Annotated in this window: 22 protein-coding genes; 8 read left to right on the top strand and 14 right to left on the bottom strand. The window is 48.7% G+C overall.

Features of this window, described 5'->3' with window-relative positions; all coding sequences use genetic code 11:
- The first annotated feature begins 43 nt into the window (after window positions 1-43).
- The 3 genes from CYJ37_RS07315 to CYJ37_RS07305 all read left to right on the top strand — a co-directional run bounded on the left by CYJ37_RS07315 (window position 44) and on the right by CYJ37_RS07305 (window position 3754).
- Window positions 44-427 carry a VOC family protein gene (locus CYJ37_RS07315; RefSeq protein WP_009794388.1) on the top strand — a complete coding sequence of 128 codons (384 nt, stop codon included), beginning with the start codon at window positions 44-46 and terminating at the stop codon, window positions 425-427.
- A 382-nt stretch (window positions 428-809) separates the two neighbouring features.
- Window positions 810-2042, top strand: a complete 1233-nt coding sequence (gene pepT, locus CYJ37_RS07310) for a peptidase T (protein ID WP_101548817.1) — start codon at window positions 810-812, stop codon at window positions 2040-2042.
- 134 nt (window positions 2043-2176) lie between these two features.
- Entirely contained in the window at window positions 2177-3754 is a 1578-nt protein-coding gene (locus CYJ37_RS07305) for a UDP-N-acetylmuramoyl-L-alanyl-D-glutamate--2,6-diaminopimelate ligase (RefSeq protein WP_101548815.1), read from the top strand.
- 107 nt (window positions 3755-3861) lie between these two features.
- Here CYJ37_RS07305 and CYJ37_RS07300 read toward each other — a convergent pair whose 3' ends face one another.
- Window positions 3862-5646, bottom strand: a complete 1785-nt coding sequence (locus tag CYJ37_RS07300) for a S9 family peptidase (protein WP_101548813.1) — start codon at window positions 5644-5646, stop codon at window positions 3862-3864.
- Window positions 5647-5803: 157 nt separating this feature from the next.
- On the opposite strand from CYJ37_RS07300, the gene CYJ37_RS07295 reads away from it, so the two are divergent.
- Window positions 5804-6703, top strand: a complete 900-nt coding sequence (locus tag CYJ37_RS07295; RefSeq protein WP_101548811.1) for a PhzF family phenazine biosynthesis protein — start codon at window positions 5804-5806, stop codon at window positions 6701-6703.
- 11 nt (window positions 6704-6714) lie between these two features.
- Here the strand turns inward: CYJ37_RS07295 and CYJ37_RS07290 are convergent, their stop codons facing one another.
- From CYJ37_RS07290 to CYJ37_RS07245, 9 genes are all read right to left on the bottom strand, one after another.
- A complete protein-coding gene (locus tag CYJ37_RS07290; RefSeq protein WP_101548809.1) occupies window positions 6715-7704 on the bottom strand; it encodes a glycosyltransferase family 2 protein in 990 nt (329 codons plus the stop codon).
- A gap of 118 nt (window positions 7705-7822) precedes the next feature.
- Window positions 7823-8722 (bottom strand): sulfurtransferase, encoded by a 900-nt coding sequence (locus CYJ37_RS07285; protein WP_094769395.1) that lies wholly within the window; start codon window positions 8720-8722, stop codon window positions 7823-7825.
- 152 nt (window positions 8723-8874) lie between these two features.
- A complete protein-coding gene (locus CYJ37_RS07280; RefSeq protein ID WP_009794397.1) occupies window positions 8875-9066 on the bottom strand; it encodes a hypothetical protein in 192 nt (63 codons plus the stop codon).
- A gap of 77 nt (window positions 9067-9143) precedes the next feature.
- A complete protein-coding gene (mglC, locus tag CYJ37_RS07275) occupies window positions 9144-10163 on the bottom strand; it encodes a galactose/methyl galactoside ABC transporter permease MglC (RefSeq protein WP_009794398.1) in 1020 nt (339 codons plus the stop codon).
- Between the two features lie 12 nt (window positions 10164-10175).
- Complete coding sequence (mglA, locus tag CYJ37_RS07270; protein ID WP_148949915.1) at window positions 10176-11678, bottom strand: galactose/methyl galactoside ABC transporter ATP-binding protein MglA; 1503 nt, start codon at window positions 11676-11678, stop codon at window positions 10176-10178.
- A gap of 172 nt (window positions 11679-11850) precedes the next feature.
- Window positions 11851-12912, bottom strand: coding sequence for a galactose/glucose ABC transporter substrate-binding protein MglB (gene mglB, locus CYJ37_RS07265; RefSeq protein ID WP_009794400.1), 1062 nt, complete (start codon window positions 12910-12912; stop codon window positions 11851-11853).
- A 944-nt stretch (window positions 12913-13856) separates the two neighbouring features.
- Window positions 13857-15434 carry a response regulator gene (locus CYJ37_RS07255; RefSeq protein ID WP_101548807.1) on the bottom strand — a complete coding sequence of 526 codons (1578 nt, stop codon included), beginning with the start codon at window positions 15432-15434 and terminating at the stop codon, window positions 13857-13859.
- A complete protein-coding gene (locus CYJ37_RS07250) occupies window positions 15412-16884 on the bottom strand; it encodes a sensor histidine kinase (RefSeq protein ID WP_101548806.1) in 1473 nt (490 codons plus the stop codon). Before CYJ37_RS07250 ends, CYJ37_RS07255 begins: the two co-directional genes overlap by 23 nt.
- A 1-nt stretch (window position 16885) precedes the next feature.
- Window positions 16886-17884 (bottom strand): sugar-binding protein, encoded by a 999-nt coding sequence (locus CYJ37_RS07245; RefSeq protein ID WP_009794404.1) that lies wholly within the window; start codon window positions 17882-17884, stop codon window positions 16886-16888.
- 218 nt (window positions 17885-18102) lie between these two features.
- Between CYJ37_RS07245 and CYJ37_RS07240 the strand changes: the two genes are divergently transcribed.
- Window positions 18103-18999, top strand: a complete 897-nt coding sequence (locus CYJ37_RS07240; RefSeq protein WP_101548805.1) for an AraC family transcriptional regulator — start codon at window positions 18103-18105, stop codon at window positions 18997-18999.
- A gap of 12 nt (window positions 19000-19011) precedes the next feature.
- Window positions 19012-19389, top strand: a complete 378-nt coding sequence (locus CYJ37_RS07235) for a VOC family protein (RefSeq protein ID WP_101548804.1) — start codon at window positions 19012-19014, stop codon at window positions 19387-19389.
- 30 nt (window positions 19390-19419) lie between these two features.
- Here the strand turns inward: CYJ37_RS07235 and CYJ37_RS07230 are convergent, their stop codons facing one another.
- Both CYJ37_RS07230 and CYJ37_RS07225 read right to left on the bottom strand, forming a co-directional pair.
- A complete protein-coding gene (locus tag CYJ37_RS07230) occupies window positions 19420-20415 on the bottom strand; it encodes an HAAS signaling domain-containing protein (protein WP_165352631.1) in 996 nt (331 codons plus the stop codon).
- Window positions 20402-20749 carry a PadR family transcriptional regulator gene (locus CYJ37_RS07225; RefSeq protein WP_022544538.1) on the bottom strand — a complete coding sequence of 116 codons (348 nt, stop codon included), beginning with the start codon at window positions 20747-20749 and terminating at the stop codon, window positions 20402-20404. The genes CYJ37_RS07230 and CYJ37_RS07225 overlap by 14 nt, the downstream gene beginning before the upstream one ends.
- Window positions 20750-21209: 460 nt before the next feature.
- Between CYJ37_RS07225 and CYJ37_RS07220 the strand changes: the two genes are divergently transcribed.
- Both CYJ37_RS07220 and CYJ37_RS07215 read left to right on the top strand, forming a co-directional pair.
- Window positions 21210-22118 carry a Gfo/Idh/MocA family protein gene (locus tag CYJ37_RS07220; RefSeq protein WP_101548800.1) on the top strand — a complete coding sequence of 303 codons (909 nt, stop codon included), beginning with the start codon at window positions 21210-21212 and terminating at the stop codon, window positions 22116-22118.
- A gap of 186 nt (window positions 22119-22304) precedes the next feature.
- Window positions 22305-22757: a DUF305 domain-containing protein gene (locus CYJ37_RS07215; RefSeq protein WP_101548798.1), complete on the top strand. Its 453-nt coding sequence runs from the start codon at window positions 22305-22307 to the stop codon at window positions 22755-22757.
- Window positions 22758-22846: 89 nt separating this feature from the next.
- Here the strand turns inward: CYJ37_RS07215 and CYJ37_RS07210 are convergent, their stop codons facing one another.
- Both CYJ37_RS07210 and CYJ37_RS07205 read right to left on the bottom strand, forming a co-directional pair.
- A complete protein-coding gene (locus CYJ37_RS07210; protein ID WP_101548796.1) occupies window positions 22847-24202 on the bottom strand; it encodes a 6-phospho-alpha-glucosidase in 1356 nt (451 codons plus the stop codon).
- Between the two features lie 2 nt (window positions 24203-24204).
- Complete coding sequence (locus tag CYJ37_RS07205) at window positions 24205-25761, bottom strand: PTS transporter subunit EIIC (protein WP_101548794.1); 1557 nt, start codon at window positions 25759-25761, stop codon at window positions 24205-24207.
- Window positions 25762-25981: the final 220 nt, after the last annotated feature.

The raw sequence follows: 25981 nt of genomic DNA, 5'->3' as shown, positions 1-25981 counted from the left end.
TTCCGGGGAAATAATTTCAACATAATAGTGAGGAGATGTTTTTATGGCAGGAAAAAGAATTGACCATGTTGGAGTAATGGTTAAAAACATAGAGAAATCAATAGAGTTTTATACAAATGCTGTCGGCATGGAGCTGAAGGCAGAGGTGCCTCATTCAAACGGTGTCATCAAGCTTGCATTCCTAGGCTTTACCGGAAATGAAGAAACTGAGCTGGAACTGATTCAAGGCTATAATGACCATCTCCCGGAGGAAGGTACGGTCCATCATTTTGCGGTCAGCACCGATGATGTGGAAGGAGAATTCACACGTCTCAAGGAGCTTGGAATTGAACTCATAGACCAGGAAATCACCACCCTCCCGAATGGCTATAAGTATTTCTTCTTTTATGGGCCGGACAGGGAATGGATTGAGTTCTTTCAGCGTTAATGTTAAAGACATATTTAGGATTAAAGAAGCTCGTTTGTTTATTCTTTTTTGTTTAATAATGGGGCTGTTGATTTCCGTTCCAGGCACTTCGCTTTCCGCGGGGCGGCGCTGAGCTTCCTCGTCGCTGTCGCTCCTGCGGGATCTCAGCTTTGCCGCTGCAATCCCACAGGAGTCTACGTGCCTTGCACTCCAATCAACAGGGCTTATAAACTTTTTTTACCAGCTCCATTAATATGGCCAAAAACAGGTTTGTGACAAGTCAGCCAATTCAATCTCCATTTTTCAAAAAACACGGCGCAAAAGTTCTGCTTTTGTGCCTTTTTTTATTCGCTTCCCGAAACAAAAATGATATGATGAAAGAAAAAAGCTAGGAGTGATTTTAGTGAAAAAAGACCTGATTGAACGATTGGTTTCGTATGCAAAAATGGATACACAGTCAGACGAAAACAGCACCACCTGCCCTTCCACCCCTGGACAGCTGGAGCTTGGCAGAAAGCTTGTAGAAGAGCTTAAAAGCATCGGTATGCAGGATGCGGAAATGGATGACAATGGCTATGTCATGGCCACTCTCCCTTCCAATACAGAAAAGCAGGTGCCTGTCATCGGCTTCCTTGCCCATGTGGATACAGCAACAGACTTTACCGGCAAAAACGTCAGCCCGCAGATTACTGAAAATTATGACGGCGGAGATATTGTCCTAAACAACTCTTTACATATTGTCCTTTCACCGAAGGATTTTCCAAGCCTGGAGCAGTATAAGGGCCATACACTTATCACAACTGACGGCACTACCCTTCTCGGGGCCGACAATAAGGCAGGAATCGCTGAAATCATGACGGCAATGGAATACCTTATTAAACACCCTGAAATCAAGCATGGAGCAATCAGGGTCGCTTTTACACCAGATGAGGAAATCGGCAGAGGGCCGCATAAATTTGATGTGAAGGCATTTAATGCTGCCTATGCATACACCATGGACGGCGGACCGCTCGGTGAGCTTCAGTACGAAAGCTTCAGCGCAGCGGGAGCCAAGATCACCGTTAATGGCACCAATATCCACCCTGGCTCTGCCAAAGGAAAAATGGTTAATAGCATCAAAATTGCGATGGAGCTGCAAAACAGCCTGCCGCAGGAACAGGCGCCTGAAGTGACAGAAGGATACGAAGGCTTCTTCCACCTCGGCTCATTCAAAGGGGACGTGGAAAAGACAGAGATGAGCTATATTATCCGTGATTTTGACCGTACGGAATTTGAACATAAAAAAGAGCTGCTGGAAAAAGCTGTTGCTTCACTGCAGGAGAAATACGGAAAAGAGCGGATCCAGCTGGAGCTTAAGGACCAGTACTATAACATGAAAGAGAAAATCGAGCCGGTCATCGAAATCGTCGACATTGCAGGAGAGGCGATGAAAAAGCTTGATATCGAGCCGCAAATCCTTCCGATCAGGGGCGGCACGGACGGTTCACAGCTTTCCTATATGGGGCTTCCGACGCCGAATATTTTTACAGGCGGCGAAAATTACCACGGCAAATATGAATATATTTCAGTTGATAATATGGAAAAAGCAGCTAATGTCATCATAGAAATTGTAAAGCTGTTTGAAGAAAAAGCATAATATCAGGGGGCGGGGATTTAATCTCCGCCTTTTTTCTTCCTCCAAATCCTGAATTGACCGGGACACATCCACAAGATACATTTTTTCAACTGGATGTGTAAATACTTTTTGTATGGGTATAGGTATATGGCGCAATGTCGAAAAATGCGCCAATTCAGGCTTTTATTACAGGGGGTTTAGATAGCAGCATTATGGACATCTACTTTGAACAATATGGTCAGCTGAACATCAGGCAGAGATGGGGCAGCCCCAGCCAAAAAATAAATAGCATCACTTATGATTCCCGCAATGCAGGCCCTCAATCGGTCTTTGTCTGCATGGGCGGCGAAAATCATGACGGCCATACATTCCTGGAAGAGGCCATTGCAAAGGGCGCAGCTGTCCTTGCAGGCGAGAATGCTGCCATTCTTGAAGAGTTCAGCAGAAAATTCCCGGAGCTTACTTTTCTCCAGACTGAAGACGCACGGGCTTTCCTTGCCCAATTATCGATTATATTCCATGGAAGGATCCATGAAAAAATACATACTGTCGGCATTACCGGCACTAACGGCAAAACGACTGTTGCGGCCTTTGTGAAATCACTGATGACGGCACTCGGCATCCCCTCCGGTTCGATTGGCACCAACGGGGTGCTCTCGTCCATGGGCCCGGTCAGCTTTGTCCAGTCCACACCGACTACTCCTGAGGCGAGCGACCTGCATGCCATTTTTGCTGATTTCGCCAAGCGCGGAGACCAGCTCGCCGCCATGGAGGTCTCTTCCGTTGCCATTGAGCAGCAGCGGACCGCCGGCATCAACTTTGATGTGGCTATTCATACGAATCTGTCGCCAGAGCATCTTGAATTCCATAAAACCTTTGAGAATTATAAGCAGGCAAAGCTGAAGCTGTTCCGTCAGGCGAAGCGGGCCGTCGTAAACCTTGATGACGAAGGGATGGGCGCTGACATCATCAAGGACTTCCAGGGCAGCCTTCTCACCTACAGCCTGAAAAAGGATTCTGCTGCCGATGTAAAAGCTTCAAACATCAGAGTGACAAATGATGGGACCAGCTTTGAATTGAAGCTTGGGAATGATTCTTATATCGTTCGGACGCCTGTGTTTGGCAGCTATAATGTGGCAAACCTCCTTTCGGCCATCTGTACGGCCATGCACCTTGGCTTTACGATCGGACAGATCATTGAGGCCCTCCCGCGCGTAGAAAATCCGTCAGGGCGCTTTGAAGTGCTGAAGGAATTCGGCCGGAGGAAGATCATCATTGACTACGCGCACACGCCTGTTGCCCTCAAAAGCCTTCTGAAGGAAGCGAAAAAGCTGCCGCATAAGCGCCTTATTGTCATGATTACCGGAATCGGGATCAGGGATAAAGAGAAAATGCCCCAGATGGCACAGGCTGTCGAGAATCAGGCGGACCAGGTAATCGTATCGGTCGATCATCCTGGATTCCTCGATCCCTGGGAAGTGGTCGGCCATGTGATGAAAGGCTTCTCCAATCCGCGCGCCGGGAATATCCTGCAGGAGCCGACGCGAAGAGACGGCGTCCTTGCAGCATTATCTGTCAGCGATGAAGATGATTTAATCCTTCTCACAAGCGGCTGCATCAATGGTGCCCAGATTGTAAAAGGCGAGAAAATACCTCATTCTGACAAGGAGATTATCCAGGAATTCTTCCGTAATCTTGAAGAAAGTAAAGCACTTGAACGCTATGAAGCATAAGAACGGGCAGGCCGGGGGCTTGCCTGTTTTTTTTGCAAGGCTACAGGAACCCCGAAAACAGCAAAAAAGCCGAAAAGCACATTCAGTATGCACTTTTCGGCCAGCCCTTAATTAATAAAACCGTCAAAAAACTCCAGCACTTTCCGGTAAACTTTGATTTCGTTGTCTTTCTTGGAAAAGCCGTGGCCTTCGTCATCCAGGACGAGGTATTCGACTTCCCTCCCCTTCTCCTGAAGCGCAGCTACGATCTTGTCGGATTCTGCTTTGACAACACGGGGGTCTTTGGCTCCCTGGATGACGAGCATCGGTTTTGTCATCGTTTCAAGATAAGTGATCGGTGAGTATTCGATCAGCTTTTCCTTGTCTTTGACCGGATCGCCGACCCATTGGTTCATAACAGGCTTCCAGTGCTCAGGAACCGATTCAATGAAGCTGAACAGGTCGCTCGGGCCGAAGATATCGACAACCGCTTTAAAGTACTCAGGATGCCTGCCGTGCAGGAGCAGGGCCATATAGCCGCCATAGCTTCCGCCCATGAGCAGGAGCTTCTCCCGGTCTGCATAGCCGTTCTTGATGAGCCATTCAAGTCCTTCAATATTATCCAGCCGCGGGCCGTAGCCCCAGTCGCCTTCGACCATCTTCATATAAGAGAGCCCATAGCCTGAGGAGCCCCTGAAATTCGGTGCAAAGATGCTATAGCCCCTGTGGACCAGGAACTGGAACAGAGAGCGGAAAAAGGCCCTTTCTGCCGCCTGCGGACCGCCGTGCGGCCAAAGGATGACATGTCCGTTGCTGTTTTCCTCCTTGGCCCTGAAGAAGAGCGCCTCGATCTCAAGTCCGTCGTACGAAGGGTAGTGCAGGATTTCCGGCTCAGCCATTTCCTCTTCACTGACGCCAGGCACACGATTATTGGTCAGCTGTGTCCACACACCCTTTTCATATTTATAAAGATTAGGAGGAGTGACTGCAGACCTGCCGAGCAGGTAAAGGTTTCCGGACTCTGCCACTGACAGCCCGTCAATGGTGCTCGCAGGGAGCTCCAGCTGCTCTGCCTTGCCTTCCTCAAGCCCGTAGCGGTAGAGAAGATCCTCTACTCCTTTTTGGCTGCTGATATACAGGGTGCGGGCTTTTTTATCAAATTTCAGCCCTGAAAAGTCTTCCCCATCAAGCGAAAGCAATTTTGTGAATTCGTTTGTATCCAGGCTGAATTTAGCTAAATAAGATAAGTCCTCTTTATAGTTGGTGACCAGATAGATATCGTTTTCTGAAGTAAAGACAGCATCTGTGACTGTATGCTGAGGCTCTGCTTCAGGCGTCAGCAGAACCTCATTCTCGCCATCCCAGGCATAGGCTAGTGAGTATGTATTCGCAAACATCCTGCCAAAGACAAAGCGCTTCTCATCAGGACTCTTGGCTGTCAGGAAGGTCGCGGCGTCCCGGCCGTGAAGCAAGACCTCCTCTTCCCCCGTCTCCATATTGTAGGCATATGCCTTCAAAAAAGTGGCATCTTCCTTGCTGGATGTATAATAAAGTGTCTTTCCGTCCTTAGAGGCGATCAGACCCATATGCCGGGCATTTTCATGTGTGCGGATAGGCTTTAACTCGCCGCCATTTCTCGGCAAGGCATAGATCTGGCCGTTTTCATCGCCGTCCGAGTCGATGACGGCAAGCAGGAAGCGCCCCTCCTTATCAAACTCGATTTCCTCACAGTTTTGGTTCTGGAAACTTAACGGATAAGGATAGAGATTGGGCAGATCCATCGCCCATAGATTATATTTTCCGTTCAGATTTGTACTGAACACAAGCTGCGATTCATCCGGGCTTACAGCGAATGTCTGGATCCCAAAGGTCTGGAAAAAATATTCAACATCTGGTTTTGAAAAAGACAGCATTCTAGTTTTCCCCCTTCTTCTCTGTTTTTACTAGATTCGGCAGTGATTCTGTATAATAGATTTGCCGGCATCTCTATCCTATTCGGGAAGAAAGGCCGGAATCCCTATCTTTTTGCAAGAATTTTCTTGAAAATAAGAGCAGAAGGAGGAGTTTTTGTTGAAAAATATCACATTTTATCAGGTGGATGCCTTTACTGATCAGGCATTTGGCGGCAATCCAGCCGGCGTAGTCCCGGAAGCCGCAATCCTTGAGGAAGAAGAGATGCAGCTGGCTGCGCGGGAATTCAATTTGTCTGAAACTGCTTTTCTATCTCCTTCCGGCAGCGAAAATGCCGATTTCAGGGTCCGCTATTTTACACCTTCCTGCGAGATTGATTTTTGCGGCCATGCGACCCTGAGCGCAGCGTGGATCATGGCGTCTGAATTAGATTGGCTCAGGCACAGCAGGGAAATCCGTTTTGAGACCAATATCGGCATTGTGCCGGTTATCTTCCAAACAGAGGGAGAAAAGCTTGTTTCTGCAGAGATGACTCAAATATCACCGAAAATAAAAGAAATAGAATACAGTCTGGAAGAGCTGTGCCAAATGATCGGCGTTTCTTCTGCCGACATTGACGACCGCTATCCCATCAGGCTGGGGTATACAGGGAACTGGCATCTGCTTGTCCCCTTGAAAACGAGGGAAGCAATCGATGGGGCAGCACCCCAGTTTGATCTGGTAGAGGAGCATAACCGCCGGCTGGGGATCAGCACGACCCATTTGTTTACTTTTGATGCTAAGGGCATGGAATATGACATCTATACAAGGGATTTTGCTCCTGCTGCGGGCATCAGGGAGGATCCTGTCACAGGCTCCGCGAATGGCGCCCTTGCCGGTTATCTAATGCTTGAGAATATTCTTGAACAGGGAAAAAACCACATGCTGGCCATTGGCCAGGGGCATGCAGCAGGCAGGCCCGGCCTGCTTCAAGCGGGCATCAGCTCTGATGGGGAAAGCATCAGGATTACAATCGGCGGCAGTACAGTACCAGTCATCTCCGGAACGCTTGCGTTTTAGGCATCCTTTTCCTAAGCCTGGACTGCCTCCAGGCCGGAGAAAGCCTTAAGCCTTTCCAGGTCGCCCCGCTTCACAAGGAAAAGGAAGACCCTCATATTGAGAGGCAGAAGCTTTTCCGTTTTATCATCTACCCAGCTGTTTAAAAATCGGTTCAGTTCACTGAGCCACAGGAATTTTTCATCGAGACTCATTTGAGAGCCGGCAAACAGGATGCTTCTTCCGGTTGTCAGCTCTTTCTTTAAGTACTTTGCCTTTAACAGATTGCGTTTCTTTTTATTGTCTGCGTATCGGTGGATGACCTTCACCGATTCTTCCAGCGTCTTATAATAGTCCCTCGGCTGGACCTGGATGACACTCGCATGCTGCTTATCTTTATGATTGACCACATAATAGCATGGATAATCCGCTACGATTGAAATGCCGCGTGCCAGGACATAGGCCTTTACCATGAATGGCTGGTCCTCTGCTGTGCAGATCCCTACCGGGAAGGTAATATCATTTTCAAGCAGAAAGCGGCGGCGGAACATTTTTGTAGGGCCGATCGCTTCGAGCACATTTGATTCATACACATTGGTGAACGGCTCGTTTGCTGCAAACATTGACTTGGCCACCCATCTCCCATTCACGCCTGTAAATTTTCCTACAATAATGTCAGAATGATTATCATTCCCCATCTTGTACATCCGCTCCAGCGCCTCCGGACCCAGATAATCATCCGCATCCACGAAAAAGATAAACTCTCCCCGGGCTTGTTTCATAATTGTATTGCGCGGGGCGCCCGGCCCTCCTGTATTCTCCTGATGGATGACAGTGATGTTCGGATGGGAGCTTGCATAGCTGTCCAGCACTTGTCCGGAACTGTCGGTCGACCCGTCATTCACCATGATGATCTCAATGCTCTCCTGTTCCATTGACTGGTTCAGGATTGAATCCAGGCAGATGCTGATATGATTGGCAGAGTTGTAGACCGGAATCCCGACAGTTACTTTGATTTGGCTCATATGGGCCTCCCCCTTTACTATATATGTATAGTTTTTTACATCTTTTCCCTGTTAAAGTATTTTTTCAAACAGGAATTTTACGGAAACAAAAAAAACCCGAAAAAAATCGGGCTTCTCCTTATTCGCTGCCTGTGACAAGCGGGCATTCTGAATCGCTGGCCCATTCATTCATGGAGCCGTCGTAAACAGCGACATTCTTTTGCCCAAGCTTGTTAAGTATCAAGGCATTCCAGGTGGCCGCTATTCCGCCTCCACAATAAGTGATGACCTTCTTGCCGGGATCAAGGGCGCCCGTTTTTTCAAATGTCTCCCTAAGAACTTTGTCAGAGAATAATTCCTTCGTTTTTTCATTTGCATGAACACCGAAGAACACATTCTTACTCCCGGGTATATGCCCTTTGCGCGGATAGGTCTCCGTTTCGCCCCTGAAATCCTCGGGGGACAGGCTATTGATCAGGACGATGCTTTCATCATTCATCGCCTTTTTGACATCCTCTTTCGTAGCGATGAGCTCGTCCCTTCGCTCTCCTGTAAACACCGCAGCAGGATAATGCCCGGGTTCTGTGGAAATTGGGCGGCCCTCTTCCTTCCACTTGGTCAGCCCTCCATCCAGGACTGCGATATTGCCATAGCCCTCATAGCGAAGCTGCCAGGCAAGCCTTGAGGCCCAGTAAGCAGCTGCAACAGGGCTTCCGACCAATGCATTGCCCTGGTCATAGATCACCGCATAGGTGCCGTCCCCTACTCCCAGCCTGCTGATCTGAGCTAAGAACTGTTCCCTTGGAGGAACTGTGAATGGCATCTCTGCTTCCTGATCTGACAATTCATTCATCAGGTCGGCAAAGACGGCACCGGGGATATGCCCCCCGTTATATTCATCCCTGCCGGACCAGGCTCCAACCTCACCGCTATCTTCCGGGATTTTCAAAAAAGCGGTAGCATCAATGATTCTCAGGCTCGGGTCTCCCATCCTTTCGGCCAGCCATTCAGTTGAGACAAATAAAGGAATAGTATCCATAATAGCTCCCCTTTCTCTTCGTTAGCTTCCTGCATAATTTTACCCCTGCAGACGGAAGCAAACACATTTATTAAACAGAAAAATGGCCTGTATATGGGCAGAAACTCCTGCTGGCAAGGGCGCAGCCTGAGTTGTGGAGATAAAAAAAGGACCTACTTTTTAGGCAGGTCCAAGGCTTGATAGGCAGTCTGATATTTTCCCCCGTCTGCAACCTCTGCGTGGTACAAGGCTTTTAGAGCGAAGTTTTTTTCAAGCATATGCTCTTTTTCGAGCTCTTTTAAACGCAGCTGCAGTTCTTTGTTCTGCTTGACCAGCTGCTTCATTTGCGATTTCAGAAATTTCATGGTCTGAGCTCCTTTTGCCGGATATGTCTGGCAAGTATAGCACAGGGTGGCGTAAATGAGAAACGCAGCTTGGCAGCTTATTTCTTTTTCGCATGCTTTCTCATGTCAAAGGCTACAGCGACAATAATAATGGCGCCTTTGACGATGAACTGGATATAAGGGCTGACGCCAAGGAAAGCGAGTCCGTAGTTGATGATCTGGAAAATCAGTACGCCGGTGATGACGCCGGGCACGGTGCCGATCCCGCCGGACAGGGATACCCCGCCGACCACACAGGCCGCAATGGCATCGAGCTCATACATATTTCCTGTATTATTTGTAGCACTTCCTACACGCCCGGCTTCAAGGGTGCCGGAGAATCCGTAGAGAAGGCCTGCGATCAGGTAGATCAGGATGATATTCCTTGCGACGTTGACGCCTGAAACCTTTGCTGCCTCAGGATTTCCGCCGATTGCGTACATATTTTTCCCAAGCTGGGTCTTGTTCCAAATCACCCAGATGATGATGGAAACAATAGCCGCATAAATGACAAGGTATGGCAGTTCATACTGGCCGATCGGGATTCCCCGCTGGGCGAATGTTGTAAAGCTCTGGCTCAGTCCGCCGATCGGCTGGGCACCGTATGGCGGGCGGTCAAAGTAGATCGAAGTGACGCCGTATACGCCAATCATCATGCCAAGGGTGGCAATGAACGGGGGCACATGGAACTTGGAAACAATAACACCGTTCAGTGCCCCGAACAGGCCTGTAACCGCCATGGCGATCAGAATCGGTACGATGATCGGCAGCTCAGCAAGATTCGGATACATTTTATAAGCATAATCCGAAGCCTGCAGCATCGATGCTGACACAACAGCAGCGAGGCCGACAAGCCTTCCCGCTGACAGGTCTGTCCCGGCAGTAATCAGAATGCCTGCTACCCCGAGGGCAATGATGATCCTGGATGAAGACTGGCTCAGGATATTGATAAAGTTCGTGATTGATAGAAAGTCAGGTGACGCGATGATGATCCCGATGACAAGCAGAACCAGAACGACATATATGACATTGTCGACGAGCCACTTGGCTGCATCGAATCTTTTTTCCGCTTTGTTCATGTGTGTTTCCTCCTAGTACATCGCAGCGAGCCGCATGATTTCTTCCTGCGAGGCTTCTGCAGTATCCAGTATCCCAGCCAGCTTCCCGTTGCTCATGACCATGATCCGGTCGCTCACGCCCAGCAGCTCGGGCATTTCGGATGAAATGAAAATGATCCCCTTGCCTTCTGCCGCCAGTTCGCTGATCAGCTGGTATATTTCAAATTTAGCCCCGACATCGATTCCCCGCGTCGGTTCATCCAGCAGCAGGATTTCAGGCCTTGTGAGGAGCCAGCGGCCGATGATGACCTTCTGCTGATTCCCTCCGGACAAAGAGCCGATGGAAGTTTTCTGTGACGGTGTCCGGACATTCATAGAATCTATGACCCATTTCGTATCCTCCGCCACCTTGCCGTCCGAAAGAAAGATGCCTTTTCGGTATTTCTTCAGATTGGCAATGATAGAGTTGAAGCTGATGCTCAATTCCGGGAAGATGCCGGTAGATCTTCTTTCCTCTGTAACAAGTGCAAAGCCGTTCTTGATGGCATGCTGCGGGGAATGGTTCTGGACTTCCTTGCCATGAAGCTCAACCTTTCCTGACTTCACGCCCCTCATGCCGAACAGGGCTTCCACCACCTCTGTCCGCTTTGATCCGACCAGCCCGGCGATGCCAAGGATTTCTCCCTGCCTCAGTTCGAAGCCGATATCAGAGAAAGAATGCTTTGCTTCTGCTGTGAGGCCGGAAACCTTTAAAATGACCTCTCCCGGCTTGTTCACCTTTTCCGGGAAGCGCTGTGACAGATCACGTCCGACCATGAGACGGATGATTTCATCCGTTGTCAGCTCCTCGGCGCTCTTTGTCGCGATATACTGTCCATCGCGCATGATCGTCACTTCGTCGGATATCTGGAGGATTTCCTCCATTTTGTGGGATATATAGATGATGGCTACATTTTCGCTTTGCAGCTTTTTAATGATTTTAAATAAATGATTCACTTCTTTTTCTGTCAGTGAAGAGGTCGGTTCGTCCATGACAATGATTTTGGACTGATAGGAAACCGCCTTGGCAATTTCAACCATCTGCATCTCCGAGACGGAGAGCGAACTTACCTTGCTGGACGGATCAATCCGGATATCCAGGCTTTTAAAAATGGCTGCCGTATCTTCATACATCTTCTTCTCATCAATGAAGATGCCTTTCTTCGGGTAGCGGCCAAGCCAGATATTATCCATGACATTCTGCTGGCGCACCTGATTGAGCTCCTGGTGGACCATGGAGACCCCGCTCTCCAGCGCCTGCTTCGAGCTGGCAAAGGCTACCTCCCGGCCTTCGAGGAGGATCTGTCCCTCGTCCATTGAATAGATGCCGAAAAGGCATTTCATCAAAGTTGATTTGCCTGCTCCATTTTCCCCCATCAGCGCATGCACTGTCCCTGCCCTTACCTTAAGGGAGACGTTGTTCAGGGCGATGACCCCGGGGAATCTTTTTGTTAGATTTTTCATTTCCAGCAGCACTGCTCCGTTTGTTTCCGGCATGAGTGCACCTCCTTGCTTGCCCTTCTGCATGTGCCGGCACTGCCTGTTATGGCTGTTTCAAACTGCCGGCTTATTTTTGGAAAACAATGAGAGACCCGCACAGCAAGCCCCCCATTGTTGGAAAAACTCTTTTTATCTATTGTTCTGCTGCCATCAAATTGAGGCGCAGTTCTTACTTGTAAGCATTCTTGCCGACGTCGATATTATCTTTCGTCACTTCTACGTAAGGAACGCGGACGGCTTTGGCTTCGTCAAGCTCCCATTCTGTTCCGTCAAGCACGTCTTTGCCATTTGCAGCGTTGACCGCAAGCTGGACGGTCGCTTTCCCTTGGTTCTGTGCATCATTCAGGACTGTTCCGACCATTTTGCCGTTTTCGATCATATCCAATGCTTCCGGAATAGCGTCGACGCCTACGACAGGCATGAATTTATCTCCGGAGAAATAGCCTGCTTTTTCAAGAGAAGCAATTGCCCCGAGTGCCATGCCGTCATTGTTGGCGATGACGAATTCAATCTGGTCGCTGTATTTTGCCAGCCAGGCATCCATTTTTTCGGTTGCCTTCGTTGCATCCCACATACCTGTATCCATTGCCAGTTCTTCTGTTTCAATGCCGATGCCCTTGACTGTGTCAATTGCATATTTGGTGCGGGCTTCGGCATCCGGGTGGCCCGGCTCGCCTTTGAGGAGCACATATTGGATTTTGCCGTCTCCATTTTTATCCCATGCCGCTTCATTCGCTTCCCACTGCTTGGCAATCAGTTCACCCTGGATTACACCTGATTCGGAAGAAGTCGTCCCGACATAGTAAGCTTTGTCATAACCATTCATGACCGCTGCATCCGGCTCTTTATTGAAGAAGATAACCGGCAGGTCCTTTGCTTTTGCTTTATCAATAACGGTCTGTGCCGCTTTTGGATCAACCAGGTTGATGGCCAGAGACTTAGCTCCTTTGGCAATCAGTGTATCGACTTGCTCAATCTGCTTTGCCTGGTCGTTCTGGGAGTCATTGAGCATCAGGTTAGCCTGATCCTTTGCGGAATCCTCCATTGCGCGTCGTACATAGGACATGAAGTTATCATCAAATTTGTAGATGGTTGCGCCGACAGCCGGAAGGCCGTCTGCCTTGCCTGAATCCCCTGAACCGCCAGTTGAATCGCTGCTGCAGCCAGCAGCCAGCATGATGCTTGATGCAACCGTAAGTGATAAAAGCAAACCCTTTTTCTTTTTCGCCATTTTCCCAATCCCCTTTTGGTTTTAGTTTGTAAGCCCTTACAAACATAGTAGCAGGAGAGTAGGAGATTTATATTTGGAATAACTAGCATTAAATTGTGATTTTCTAGATTATTTTGTGAAAGCGCGTTCATGAGCGTGGGTTAGGATATTTCTGTTGAAGGTGCTATTTGGAAATAAGAAAGGCGTATGAATAAGCACAATACAAGGAGCCTTCCAGTTTGTAAGGAAAAGGTGTTATGTAAGAACTCTCTCTTTACTTGAAGGCTCTTTTCGTAAAGATTAGCTTTTAATTATAACAATTAAAAATTTACATTTTTCGGAAACAGAACCTAATTTGAGTAGCCACCAAGCCTTAAAATAAGCGGATAATTTCCGGTTAAGCTGCTGAATATGGCATGGATGGGTGTAAATAAGCGGAGGAATTCCGGTTAAGAGGAACGAAGTTGCCCATTTTCCTGTTTTTTGAATCAATAGACGGAATTTCTCCGCCTATTTGAGCTATTATTAAAGTTTTTTTGAAATTAGAGGGAATTCCTCCGCTTATTTTTCAACCTCAATGATTCTCTCATTCAGGTGCGAAAAGAGGCTGCTCTTTTATGACTGGACGGGGAAGAAACTGTTTTCTGAAAGAGTATCTTATCACATCTTATAAGGATGGCAAGATAGCAACAATCTATGCGAAAAGAGTCTACTTGTATGACCTAATTAGGAGGGTAATTGCCCAACTAATTTTAAAAACCTGGTGATTGGAGTGCAAGGCACGTAGACTCCTGCGGGATTGCAGCGGCAGAGCTGAGACCCCGCAGGAGGGACGACGAGGAGGCTCAGCGCCGCCCCGCGGAAAGCGAAGTGCCTGGAACGGAAATCACCAGCCCCATTTAAAAAATAGAACTAGTACTAAACTCACTTTTTCCAGCAGAAAAGGACCCCTCATATGGAGTCCTTCAGCTTTCCTTGCGGTATTCGGTTGGCGATAGGCCGGTGTGCTTTTTGAAGACGCGGCTGAAGTAGTTGGGATCTTTGTAGCCGATGCTGTAGCAGATTTCCTTCAGGCTGAGGGAGCCTTCCTTGAGGAAATGCTTTGCCTTCCTGATCCGGACGTCGGTGACGAAATCGATGAAGGTCATCCCAAAGCGGTCTTTGAACAGCTTGGAAAAGTAGAACGGGCTCAAGTCTACATATTCAGCTGCCGACTCAAGGGTAAGCGCCTCGGCATAGTGGGCTTCGATATATTCCTTTGCTTTATAGAGCATATCTTTGGCATGGCTGTTCCGCCATGCCTGTACATGCCGGACTATGCGGAGGAGATGATTCTTGCCCTGCTCAAACAGGACCGCGCTGTCATGATAATCGCTGAACTCGGGCACCTGCCTGTAATCAATGCCGAGTTCATAGAGCATCCTTGATACCAGCACAAACAGCTCTTGAAGAGACCTGCGGATGTCTGCCGTTTCCTGCGCTTCCTCAGCATGGCTGCCCATAAAGCGGGCAAAGGCGGACAGGACATGGTTCACATCCGCCTGGCGCACTGCTTCCAGCAGCTCTTTTTCCGCGTTATAGCCAGGCGGCGGGCTTCCTGCAGCTGTTTTCCCCTGCTTTTCCCCGAATAAATAAGACCGTCCGGACAGCTGCTTGATCTTTTGAAGGGCCAAAGCGCTTTCGTGGTAGGATTTAGTCAGTTCCTGCGCGTCCTCGTACGGATGGCCGATTCCTGCTTTTAATTCCGCTTCTCCGAATTTCTTGGAGAATCTGGCAAGGAGGGCATCCAGTACGGTTTGGGACTTGGATTTGAAATGCAGTTTTTCAGCCGGTTTTTGACAAAGGAATAATACAGGGACCTGATCTTCAACGAGAGGCCCGACCATTGCCTCCTGATGCTCAGGCAGGCTGGCGAGTGTTTCTTTCAGCCAGCTGTACCACTCTTTTTTCCGGTCCTCTGAAGCTTCCCTGCCAGGCTTCGGCTGGTAGCTGAACAGCATGATATAGCCTGAGAGGATCTCCTTGCCCAATAGCCTGCCCCAGCTTTCAAAGGTGATATCCTGCACCTGATTCATCATCAGGGAAGCGACCCATTCTTTTTGGGCAATGGACACCGCTTTTTCAAGGTTTTCCTTCAGGCTCCGTTCTTCTTCCATTTTCCGGCGCTCTTCCATGATTTCACCGGCCGCGCTTTCAAAGGCTGCGGTAATGTCCGCCTTTGAGCTCGGCTTCAGGATATACTGCTTTACTCCCTGCTGCATCACCTTCTTGGCATATTCGAAGGTATCAAAAGCCGAAACCATGATGAATCTCGTTTCCGGCCTGATTTTCCGGATTTCCCGGACAGCTTCGATTCCGTCCACGCCCGGCATCTTAATGTCCATAAATATAATATCCGGCTCATGCTTTACTGCCATTTCAATCGCAATCCGTCCATTGGCTGCTTCCCCTACCACTTCGGCATGATTGAATGAGCTGCGGATCATTTTGGCTACGGCCTTTCTCTCCAATACCTCATCATCAACGACCAGTACTTTGAGCAAGCTTTTCTCCCCCTTTTGCCATGGCTGGGATCACCAGCCTGAAAGTTGTTCCCTTCCCCGGCCGTGATTCGATCTCCACGACATTCCTTTTCTGATAAAACAACTGCAGCCTCTTCATGACATTCCTGACTCCGATGCCTGTCGAATGCCCGCTTGGCTGCTCCTTAGGCACAGTCTCTTCCAGCCCCTCTGCATAGGCCAGCAGCCTTCTTTTTGCTTTCGGGTCCATCCCGGGGCCGTTATCGCTGACTTCTACATGAATCTCCTCACCTTTGCGAATGATGTCCAGGCGGATAATGCCATTTTCTTCGTACTCTTCCACCCCGTGTATGAAGGCATTTTCAATTAAAGGCTGGAGGGTCAGTCCCGGTATTTCAATGTCCAGGCAGTCTTCCTCAATGTCAGTGACAAAGCGGATGCGGTCTCCAAAGCGCGTCTGCTGGATATAAAAATACTCCTTGACCACCCTGACCTCTTCCCGGAGAGTCGAAGCTTTGTCCAGATCCCCCAGGTTGTAGCGGAGGAGGGCCCCGACGGATTCAATGAGGCGCGAGGTTTCTTCGGCATCTTCCAGATATGCCATTTTAGATATCGTATTCAGTGTATTGAACAGAAAATGCGGATTGATCTGATTCTGGAGACTCCTAAGCTCCAGCTCCTTCAGCAGTTTGTCCAATTCTGACTTCTGCTTGATTTCGATGACCAGTGTCCTGAGGTTTTTCCTCATCTGATTAAAGGTATCTGTCAGCAGCTTGAGTTCATCCTTGGCCGCCACTTTGATTTCTTCGCCTTCCAGATTCCCTTTTGCAATCTGCCTCGCCGCCTCTGAAAGCTTGGAGATTGGCTTGGTGATCCCTCCTGATATCCAGAAGGCCAGCAGCGTGCTTAAAAAGAAGGCTGCGGCAAAGAGGGACAGGGAAAGCATTTTATAATAGTGATTCTGCTGCTCCATCTGTCTGTAGAAGGAGCGGTAGTCGGTCAATTTATTATTTAGCAGGGCAAGCGTATTTTCCTGGAGAAAACCGCCGATCTTGAGCACCTCATTCAGATGGCCCGAATAGGTGTTGATTTCATCCCGCTGGAAGGCTTCGAGTGAGGCATCTGTTTCCTCCAGAAAGCTGTCGATCATGTTTTTATAGTTAACGAGCGTCATATCGCTGGTATCCATAATCTCATAGAGCCTTTTCTGGTCATCTACAAGCTTCGTCTTTTCCTGCTCATATTGGAGCAGATAGGTATGGTCCTTATCTGTGATATAGGCCTTCAGCTTCTCGGTCACCAAATCGGTACGCTGTGAGATATCATTAAGAAGCAGAAATCTCTCAAAGCTGTTGTCATATTCGGTGACCAGTTTTTCGCTGGCTTTATAGAAAAACAGGCCGACAGAAGTCAGGAGGGCGACGAGGACAATAAAATATAAGAGCAGCTTTGACCTTATCCGGAACAGCATATTAGTGGACCTCCCTGATTTGTTCCTGGCTGCTGATCGGCAGGTCTGCTTTTCTCAGAATCTTTGTATCCGTATGGACAAGAGGCGGAACCTCCCTGCCTTCAAGCAGGTCAATCATCATCCTGACAGACTTATAGCCCATCTCGAACGGCTCCTGAACGACCGTTCCCTGGATGGTGCCATTCTTCATATAGTCAAGGGTTTCAGGAAGCGTGTCGAAGCCCATGACGTAAATATCCCCCTGCCTCTGCATCATTTCCACCACCTGGGCGATCCCGATGGCATCAAGAGCACTGGTTCCGTAGAAAGCGGTTACATTCGGATGCTCTTTTAAGATTTGATACGCCTTTTCTGCCGCCTTTACTCTGCTGATCTCGGATTCTTCCACATCAATGATGCGGATGTTCTTTTCGCTTCCGACTGCAGCCTTAAAGCCGTTTACCCGCTGGATCTGGTGGTTTGCATAGAAATTGCCGGTGATGATGGCGACTTCAGCCTTTCCGTTCAGATCTTTCACAAGCGCCCTTCCGGCCAGATAGCCGGCATAATAATTATCAGTGCCGATATAGGCAACGCGCTCACTGTTGGCTGCATCTGTATCAATGGTGATAACAGGGGTTTTCCCGACCACTTTATTGATGAGGGGCGTGAACTGCTCATCACTCAGACCCTGTGTGATGATGCCATCAACCTTAGAAGCAGCTGCCTTTTCAATGGTTTCCAGATGTTCGTCAATGCTGGCCTGATTCGGACCGGCATATTCAAGAACAACACCTGCTTCCTCCGCAGCCTTCCTGGCCCCTTTTTCAACAAGCCTCCAGTACTCATTATCCAATTCCTCCGGCACAAGCACAAAGTGATAGCGGTAATCCTCAAGCTTGCCGGGTTCCTGGGGAACATGATGGGCAATTACTTTATATCCATAGAAAACTGCCATCGTACAGCTGATGACAAAAAAGAAGCTTAGAGATGTATAGGCAAACACTGACCATTTGCTCATGGCAGACAACCCTCTTTTTTAAATGGTAGATTGATAGGAACAATGACCGAAGCCAAAGCCATGCTTTAGCGAATAGGAATATTATAACGCCTCTTTTCAAAAGGTGGTATAATTTTCAGAATTCAAGACAGGATTTCTATGAATAAAAGATCTTCTGGAGGAAGTCTGCGCTATAATAGAATTATTCAAATTCTGGGAAAAACGTACAGGTGAGAAGAATGAATAAGCATCCTGCATCAAATTATGTGCTCCAAGCCAGGAGCAATGAATTTTACTGGGAAGGAGGCGGCCAGCTGTCGGTCAAAACCTTTCGGAACGGCCGTGCCCGGTATAAAAAAGGTCCCGGAACTTATGCTGTGGAGGAAGGACGCTATCTGCTTTTGAATGAAGGGGATTATGCCCTTTCGATTGAGGAGGCACACCCGGTCGAGTCATTTTGTGTATTTTTCCGGGACGGGTTCGCAGGGGAGGTGCTGCAGTCGCTCACAGCTGATCCTGACAGGCTTCTCAGCGACCCCTTCCGCCCTGCCTTTGATGAGGGATTCTTTGAGAGGACATACCAGCCCGGAGCGGTTTTGAGCGGCCGGCTAGCGGGATTGCAGGAGGCACATCTGCTTTCGGAAGATCCGGCTGCCTATGAAGAGCTGTTTTACCCGCTTATGCAGGAGATTCTCCTTGAACAGTCATATGCAAGAAGGGAAGCCTCAGCTATCAGTGCCGAGAAGCGTTCAACACGAGAGGAACTCTATAAGCGCCTGATGACAGCCAATGAATATATAAGGGCCTGCTATGCAAGCCCGGTTACATTAGATGAGCTTTCAAGAATCGCCTGCCTTTCGCCTAATCACCTGCTCAGGTCTTATACAGGACTCTTCGGCAGGACGCCTCATCAGCATCTGACAGAGTTCCGCATCAGAAAGGCGAAGGATATGCTGGAAAAAGAGGAGTGGAATATGACGGATATCAGCTTTGCAGTGGGCTTTCAGACCCCCTCCTCTTTCAGCAAAATGTTCAGGAAGCATACAGGGTTATCCCCCCTCCAGCACCGGAAAAAGGTGAGATTGGACAAGAATGAGACTGGTTTTTCGACTATGCTGGAGAAGAAGAAAAGTTAAGGAGTGATAGACATGCAGGAAATCCAGAAAATCAGCCAGATCGGCATCCCGGTCAAAAATATGGAAAGAGCAGTCCCGTTTTACCGGGATGTACTGGGGCTTCCCCTCTTATTCAGCATGGAGACAATGGCATTCTTTGAATGCGGCGGGCAGCGCCTGATGCTGAGCCTGCCGGAAAAGGAAGAGTTTGCCCATCCAAGCTCAGTCCTTTATTTCCAGGTGGAGGATATCCGCAAATCCTGCAGGGAGCTTGCTGAAAAAGGAGCAGGCTTCACAGGCGATCCGCACATGGTCGCCAAAATGGGGGATACCGAGACATGGATGGCGTTTTTCCAGGATACTGAAGGAAATACACATGCCTTGATGAGCGACATTCCGGCCCAGCAATAAACCCGCCTTTTATGGCGGGCTTTTCTTTTTTTAGCGGATCCGGGATTTTCTGAAGGCGTGGTACACCTCTATAGCACCAAAGACAATGATAGAGACAATGCCGCCCCAGAGAACCCAGTGTTCAAGGCGGAGCGAAGCATGGAAGAGTTCATCCATATAACCGGTAAAGTCCTTGTTCCAAACCGCGGAATTGCTGAAGATGAGGATAAAAGCTGCTAAGGATATGGCCTGTGAGGCAGCTGTCAGGGTCGCCAGCCCCTTCGTCCACTGTCCCTTCATCCATTTAAACAAAATCAATACGAGCTCCAGAAAGACGGCAGCCATTACAATTGGCCAATAGGAATTCAGGATGTCCTGCTGGAATACCGGTATCCTGAATTCCAATCCGGCGCCGCCTTGTTCATACAGTCCGATGATCCTATCGGCATTGAAATACAGGGCGGCGAAAATAATGGTCATGATTAGGCCAGCGATTGGCTCATGCTTCGGAATCCTTTTTTCCCTGCTGATCTGCGGGACATTTTTCAGGTCGTCCGGGGTCCATTTTTGCAGGCTGTCTGTTACAGGCTCCTGATTGTTTCCTTTGTCAGTCCGTTCGATGACGGCAAACACCAGTGTCAGCCAGAATAGCGTTTGGATGCCGGCGCCGAGCATCCCCCAAATGCCCGTTCCAAAAACGGCGAGAATAATATCAAGCGCAGATTCTCCGGTGTTCCGGGCCATGATTTCGACAGCTGCATTTGCTAGGAATGCGATAACTGCCGCGATGGGCAGAATCAGCTTGATGAGATGCACGTATACATCGAAATACCGCGGGCCGATCAGGTGCATTGGCCGGTCCATGTAATTTGCCGCCAGCCGTGCAGGGCTGCCAAGCTTTGCGAGCACCTCCTTTACATCTTTTTCTCCATAATCATCCGGAAGCATATCCTCGATTGTCGAACGAAGCTCCAGTCCGATATCCTCCCGCTTCCCTTCTGGAAGGCGGCGAGCAACCTCTTGAATGTAAAGCTCAATCAGGTTCATCCTTTCCATCTCCTTTCAGCAGGCCGCGAAGGTCCTGTGTGCTCCGCTCCCACTCTTTTTTCAGCTCTTTGTAAACCTCTGTCCCGTAATCGCTCAGCACATAGTAGCGCCGCGGCCTGCTTTCGCTCGTATCCCAGCTGCTTGTGACAAGCTCCTGCTTTTCCAGTCTTCTCAGGAGCGGGTACAGAGTGCTCTGCTCGATCGCAATGCCGCCCTCCTCCAGCCTCTGCACCAGCGAATAGCCGTATTGAGGCGTATCCAGCTGGCTGAGCACCGCAAGCGTCAATGTCCCCCTCCGCAATTCCGTCATTAAACTGTTCAGCAATGAATCCATCAGCTTCACCTCATTGATCTCATGTATTTCTGGGTTGTTTGCTATATGTCATACAGTATACTACATACTATGTGATATACACTATTGTTGATCACATAATATTTGTTTTTTAAAACTGAAGCACCTGCCCATACCTTTTTTGGCGGAATTGCTATAATCAGGGAGACAGCGGCAAATCATATAACCAGCATAAAGGTATTGAAATGCTGGAAATGGTCCGCGGCACTAAGCGGTTTTCCAATGGCCTTTTGACCTTATCGGAGAGAGTCAAGCCGATTTTTCCAATACAGTCTTCGCTATTTCCCATATAGGGAATATAAAAGATGCAGAGTATTTAAGATCCAGGATTGAGTGCCGGTACCATCGTCAACTATATGTGGGCGCGGTGAAGGGCACCTATGCCGGCAAGGGCGGGATCACCAATTCATTTGTATAAAAATTTTTGGAACGGAGTGAGCATATGAAAATTGGCATCATCGGCCTTGGAGACATTGCTAAAAAGGCATATCTGCCTGTATTGTCGGAACAGGAAAAGATTGAACTTGTGCTTTGTACAAGAAATGCGGAGACGCTCAATCAGCTTGCAGACAAGTACAGAATCAGGGAAACGGCAGGCACTGTTGAGGAGCTGATTGCTGCAGGGGCTGAGGCAGCCATTATCAGCACCGCGACCGAGGCACATTTTGAAATTGCCCAAAAACTGCTTTTGCATGACATCCATGTATACATAGACAAACCGGTTTCCATGAACTTGGAAGAAACCGAAAGGATTGTCAGTCTGGCAAAAGAAAAAGGCAAAATTGCCATGACAGGCTTTAACCGCCGCTTCATTCCAAGGGTAAGGGAGCTGAAGGGGCATGGCCGGGCAAACCTTATTCTGATGCAGAAGAACCGCTTTTCCTCCCCTGACGCTGCAAGGAGATTCGTGGTGGAAGACTTCATCCATGTTGTTGACACACTGCGCTTCCTCATGGATGAGCCGGTCAAGGATGTTACTGTCCAGTCAAAAGGATCAGGCGGCAAACTGGACCACCTCATCGTTCAGCTGATCGGGGAAAGCAGCACGGCGGTCGGCATCATGAACCGCAATGGCGGGGTTACTGAGGAAATCATCGAGTACAGCACCGGCCAGGATAAGTTTGTGGTCAATGCCCTTGTCGAAACGGTCCACTATCATGACAAAAGCATTCAGGTGACCAAATTCGGCGACTGGGAGCCCACCCTCTACAAACGCGGCTTCTACCAGCTGATCGGCCATTTCCTCGACTCGGTCCGGCAGAATAAAACTCCGGATCCCTCCATCGAAGACTCGCTCATCACCCATCAGATCTGCGAGGAGATTGTCAGGCAGATTGATCCGGAGGCTTGAGCAGGATGAAGGGACAGGTTTCTTGTCCCCATATTTGAATGACAATGAATAAAAGGAAAGCCGGAGACATCAGTTTCCGGCTTTTTGTGCCGGCCACGATATAAGCCGCCTGGAGAATTTCTGGTTTGTTCCGGGTGCAGCAAGGGAACGAGCAGTATAGAAACTATAGAGAAAGAGGGGTTTGCAATGAAGCATTACGCAAGATTTGGCCTGATGATCGCCGTTTCAACGATCATTATGTTCGGACTTATGTATTTGAATGTTTTTCAGCTCGATCATATTTTTTACAGCGAGACACGGGTGTATATGGCGCTGATCATGGGATCGGCCATGGCCATTGTCATGCTGCTGTTCATGTGGAAAATGTACAAAAATAAGCAGCTGAATTATATGATTTTAGCGGGAAGCGCCCTCGTATTCGCGGTTTCCCTCTGGCTCGTCCGCAGCCAGGCTACCATCGATGACACCGCATGGATGAAAGCGATGATCCCCCACCACTCCATCGCCATCCTGACGAGTGAACGCGCCGGCATTTCCGATCAGAGGGTCAAGAAGCTCTCTGAGGATATCATTGAAGCGCAGCGCAGGGAAATTGAGGAGATGAAGAAGCTGATTGAGGATTTGGAGGAGAAGGAATAAATGGCAGGCAATTTGCCGCCCGGCCATTGAAACTCTCCCCGGTACAAAAAACTGGCTCCTTCCGCCATGGAAGGAGCCTTTCTGTGTGCTTATGCCAGTACGCCTTCTTTATATTTCTTTTCAAGGGTTGGCCAGTATTCTTTATTAGCTTCAATAAGGTCATCCAGCACTTTTTTCGCCACGAAAGCGGATGGGATGGTTTTATTCAGAGTGAAGGCCTGCAATGCTTTTTCATATGAGCCTTCTGTGATGGCTTCTACCAGGATCTTCTCGGAAGCAAGCTGCTGCTCGATCATCGCTTTGTGGAAGTATGGGATCTCTCCCACATATTCAGCGACCGGTCCTTTATTGGTGATCAGTGCAGGCACTTCGATCATGGCGTCTGCCGGAAGATTTGGGATGGTGCCGTTGTTTTCCACCATAACCAGATAGCGATTAGCGAGGTTTTTCGCGATTGAAACGGTAACGTCGACGATAAAGATGCCATGTACGCCAACGTGGAAGGCATCTTCAAGCACACCGGTTTCCTCAAACTTGCGCACTGTTTCGAACAGTGATTTTTCCCGGCCTTCCATGACCTCATTGGCACGTGTATGCTCCTTGTTGGAGTTCTCAACGATATAGTCAGGCAGCAGATAGTACTGCAGATAAGGATTTGGCAGGTAATCAGGGAACATATCCATGATTGGCTTGATATTCTTGAACGTCTTGATCCATGATGAATCAGCATGTCGGTAGTCAATCTTGGAGATGTCCTCAGTCAGCAGTCCGTACTTGCTGACATGCTCGCGAAGCTCCGGCAGACGGTCAACACCGTCAACTTCTACCTTTGTGAACCACCCGAAATGATTGAGCCCAAAATAATCTACATTCAAGTCTTCCCTGCCGACTCCAAGGATCCCTGCCATATTGCGCATGGTTGCAACAGGCATATCGCAAATATTGACGACCTTTGCATTCGGGCGCAGCTTGCGCACTCCCTCAGCAACGATGGAAGCAGGGTTGGAGTAGTTGACAATCCAGCATGAATCTTTTGCGTATTTTTCAACATAATCAATGAGTTCGACCATCGGGAAAATTGTCCTTAAGCCATATGCCAGTCCGCCTGGCCCGCATGTTTCCTGGCCAACAACGTTATGGGATAATGGAATTTTTTCGTCCAGCTCCCTCATTGCATATTTGCCGACCCTCATTTGGGCAAAAACAAAGTCTGCATTTTCAAAGGCTGTTTCCGGATCGGTTGTATCAATCACCTTAATTTGATCTGTATATTCAGCAATAACCGCTTTGGCTGCCACAACAACCTTTGATTGCCTCTCTCCATCAATATCATAGAAGCGAATTTCCGACAATGGCAGATCTTCCAAACGATCCATCAGGCTTCTGACAATTCCCGGTGTATACGTGCTTCCTCCGCCTGCAATAGCCAATTTATAAGTAGTCATGGTTAAATTCCCCCTAAGTTTTGATCAACAGATTCTCGGACCGTTTTTACATTTAATCCGTACACAACCTGAACGTTATTCCCTGACTTTATGACACCTTTTGAACCTGTTTCCTTCAGCAGGCCTTCATCCACCTTGCCGGGGTCCTTCAGGACAAGTCTTAGACGTGTATAGCAGTTATCAACATTTTCAATATTTTCTGTGCCGCCCAAAGCCGCGATGATCGTTTCACCCATCGCAACTGCATTTCCAGCTGCTGCTTCTCTTTTAGCCTGCACAGGCTGTCCTTCTGCTGCAGTGTCTTCCTCGCGTCCCGGTGTCTTCAGATCCAGCTTTACAATCAGGAAGCTGAAGATGACAAAGTAAGCAGCAAACATGATCAGTCCGACCAGGATAAACATCGGCCAGTTGGATTTTTCTGTGCCAAGAGGCAGGTTGTAAAGCAGGAAGTCAATAACGCCATTGGCACCGATTGCATGGACATCAAATATATGCAAGAGCATGATCCCTACTCCAGCCAGGACGGCATGGATGGCAAACAGGATCGGAGCCGTAAATAAGAATGCAAATTCAATCGGTTCGGTAACACCCAAAAGGAAGGAAGTGAATGCAGCCGGCACAAGGATTGCCTTCGCAACCGCTCTCTTCTTCTTGTCGGCAGCCAAGTACATGGCCAGGGCAGCCCCCATCAGGCCGAACATTTTGCTCAAGCCGCGGGCATCCCAGTTAACGGTATCGCTAAGCACCTTTACAGATGAATCAGCCATTTCAGCAAAGTAGATATTCCTTGCACCATGGACAATTTCCCCGGCAATTGACTGTGTGCCGCCAAGCTCTGTATACAGGAATGGAGTGTAGACGAGGTGGTGGAGTCCAGTCGGAATTAGAATCCTTTCCAGGAAGCCGTAGATCAGGAAGCCGAATGCCCCCATGCTCTTGATGCCGTTGGCCAAATTGGTGATTCCATTCTGGACAATCGGCCAGAATTCTGCTGCAAAGGCACCAAGGAGCATCGCAGTCGGGATGGCCAGTATGGCCACAAAGCGGTGTCCGGAATAGATGGACATCACACCCTTGAATTCTGTGCTGGAATATTTATTATGCAGGACACCTACCAGGGCTCCGATGAGGATTCCTGAGAATACCCCCATCTCCAGCACCTGAACGTTCAGCACCATCCCTTGTCCGGCCATTTGCATTTCCTCAGCCGGCACCAGGCGGTCAGATAGCTTCAGCACCTGATTCATAGCGTTGATGAATATAACGAAAGTGACAAGACCGGTTAAGGCCGCATAGCCTTTATCCTTTTTTGCCAGCCCGATTGGAATCCCGACCGCAAAAATCAGCGCCAGGTTCTGCAGGATCGAAACAGCGGAAGAAGAAATGAACTTTCCGATGTTCTGGATCACCGGGTTGTCGAGGAACGGAATATATTGTGCGAGATTTCCGTTTCCAAACACGTTCCCGAACGCAATATATAGGCCAATGATTGGCAGTATTAAAATAGGAGCAAACATGGATTTACCAAAAAGCTGAAGACCATTTACAACCTTTTTCATATGCAACTTCCTTTCCATCGATCAAAAGCTGTCGTTTACAATTCAAAGTATAAGCATGGGCCAAATTTATGAAAAGGCTTTCTCGGGATTCTGTACTATGTGAACAAAAAACGTAACATGTTACATGTTGCGTTCAGGGGATGTTCGGGGTGAAGGCCTGGTCTTGTAAGGGGAAATAGGGAAGTCCGTTTCTTATCAGGCGCGGTCTTTACGATACTTG

This window comes from Bacillus sp. UMB0728 (genome assembly GCF_002858875.1).
GTDB classification, from domain to species: domain Bacteria; phylum Bacillota; class Bacilli; order Bacillales; family Cytobacillaceae; genus Bacillus_AB; species Bacillus_AB infantis.
This window is presented reverse-complemented; position numbering and strand designations above follow the sequence as displayed.

Coding starts and splice junctions, on each gene's coding strand:
- CYJ37_RS07315 (WP_009794388.1), top strand. CDS start 44: ATGGCAGGAAAAAGAATTGACCATGTTGGAGTAATGGTTAAAAACATA.
- CYJ37_RS07305 (WP_101548815.1), top strand. CDS start 2,177: ATGTCGAAAAATGCGCCAATTCAGGCTTTTATTACAGGGGGTTTAGAT.
- CYJ37_RS07300 (WP_101548813.1), bottom strand. CDS start 5,646: ATGCTGTCTTTTTCAAAACCAGATGTTGAATATTTTTTCCAGACCTTT.
- CYJ37_RS07290 (WP_101548809.1), bottom strand. CDS start 7,704: ATGAGCCAAATCAAAGTAACTGTCGGGATTCCGGTCTACAACTCTGCC.
- CYJ37_RS07285 (WP_094769395.1), bottom strand. CDS start 8,722: ATGGATACTATTCCTTTATTTGTCTCAACTGAATGGCTGGCCGAAAGG.
- CYJ37_RS07280 (WP_009794397.1), bottom strand. CDS start 9,066: ATGAAATTTCTGAAATCGCAAATGAAGCAGCTGGTCAAGCAGAACAAA.
- mglC (WP_009794398.1), bottom strand. CDS start 10,163: ATGAACAAAGCGGAAAAAAGATTCGATGCAGCCAAGTGGCTCGTCGAC.
- mglA (WP_148949915.1), bottom strand. CDS start 11,678: ATGCCGGAAACAAACGGAGCAGTGCTGCTGGAAATGAAAAATCTAACA.
- mglB (WP_009794400.1), bottom strand. CDS start 12,912: ATGGCGAAAAAGAAAAAGGGTTTGCTTTTATCACTTACGGTTGCATCA.
- CYJ37_RS07250 (WP_101548806.1), bottom strand. CDS start 16,884: ATGCTGTTCCGGATAAGGTCAAAGCTGCTCTTATATTTTATTGTCCTC.
- CYJ37_RS07245 (WP_009794404.1), bottom strand. CDS start 17,884: ATGAGCAAATGGTCAGTGTTTGCCTATACATCTCTAAGCTTCTTTTTT.
- CYJ37_RS07240 (WP_101548805.1), top strand. CDS start 18,103: ATGAATAAGCATCCTGCATCAAATTATGTGCTCCAAGCCAGGAGCAAT.
- CYJ37_RS07235 (WP_101548804.1), top strand. CDS start 19,012: ATGCAGGAAATCCAGAAAATCAGCCAGATCGGCATCCCGGTCAAAAAT.
- CYJ37_RS07230 (WP_165352631.1), bottom strand. CDS start 20,415: ATGAACCTGATTGAGCTTTACATTCAAGAGGTTGCTCGCCGCCTTCCA.
- CYJ37_RS07225 (WP_022544538.1), bottom strand. CDS start 20,749: ATGGATTCATTGCTGAACAGTTTAATGACGGAATTGCGGAGGGGGACA.
- CYJ37_RS07220 (WP_101548800.1), top strand. CDS start 21,210: ATGAAAATTGGCATCATCGGCCTTGGAGACATTGCTAAAAAGGCATAT.
- CYJ37_RS07215 (WP_101548798.1), top strand. CDS start 22,305: ATGAAGCATTACGCAAGATTTGGCCTGATGATCGCCGTTTCAACGATC.
- CYJ37_RS07210 (WP_101548796.1), bottom strand. CDS start 24,202: ATGACTACTTATAAATTGGCTATTGCAGGCGGAGGAAGCACGTATACA.
- CYJ37_RS07205 (WP_101548794.1), bottom strand. CDS start 25,761: ATGAAAAAGGTTGTAAATGGTCTTCAGCTTTTTGGTAAATCCATGTTT.